Source organism: Devosia elaeis, from assembly GCF_001650025.1.
Classification (GTDB): domain Bacteria; phylum Pseudomonadota; class Alphaproteobacteria; order Rhizobiales; family Devosiaceae; genus Devosia; species Devosia elaeis.
On sequence record NZ_LVVY01000049.1, the window covers coordinates 1 to 756 of the forward strand.

The 756-nt window shown below is 68.1% G+C and carries 1 protein-coding gene; it reads right to left on the reverse strand.

Features of this window, described 5'->3' with window-relative positions:
- Nucleotides 1–14: 14 nt before the first annotated feature.
- Nucleotides 15–701, reverse strand: a complete 687-nt coding sequence (gene modB, locus A3840_RS01755; RefSeq protein ID WP_425388830.1) for a molybdate ABC transporter permease subunit — start codon at nucleotides 699–701, stop codon at nucleotides 15–17.
- Between the last annotated feature and the right edge of the window lie 55 nt (nucleotides 702–756).

Here is a 756-nt window from a genome sequence, read left to right on the forward strand (position 1 = left end):
CCCCACGCCCATATTCATCCCCCCGCCATCCCCCGCCGGTTCACCACCAGCACCGCCAGCACCACCACGAAGCCGAACGCCACCATGCCCCCGGCCAGCAGATGCGCCTTGTCCCATTCCAGCCGCTCGACGAAATCGTAGATGGCGATGGAGAGCACCTTGGTCTGGCCCGGAATATTGCCGCCGATCATCAGCACCACGCCGAATTCCCCCACGCTATGGGCAAAGGCCATGATGCCGCCGGCCAGGTAGCCCGGCCGCGCCAGCGGCAGGATCACCCGGAAGAACAATTGCCGCCGCGAGGCGCCCAGGGTGCGGCCGGCCTCGATCACCTCGCTCTCGATGGCGGCGAAGCCATTGCGCAGGGGCTGCACCATGAAGGGCAGCGAGGCGATCACCAGGCCGATGACCAGGCCCGGAAAGGAAAAGGCCAGGGTGCGCGCGCCCCAGAGCCCGGCCAGCGCCCCGCCCGGCCCATGCGGCCCCAGCGCCAGCAGCAGGTAGAAGCCCAGCACGGTCGGCGGCAGCACCAGCGGCAGCGTCACCAGCGCGCCGACGATCTCCTTGCCCGCCCAGCGCCCATGCGCCAGCCAATAGGCAATCGGCGTCCCGATCACCACCAGGATCGCCGTGACGCTCAGCGCCAGCAGCGCCGTAAGCATGATCGGGGCAATGAGCGGGGCAAGGTCCATGGAGATCATACCTCACTCTGATCTAGCGGTTCCATCGCCTCCCTCCCCCTTGAGGGGAGGGAAT

Excerpts from the sequence above, each read along its gene's own strand:
- modB (WP_425388830.1), bottom strand. The coding sequence starts at position 701 with ATGATCTCCATGGACCTTGCCCCGCTCATTGCCCCGATCATGCTTACG.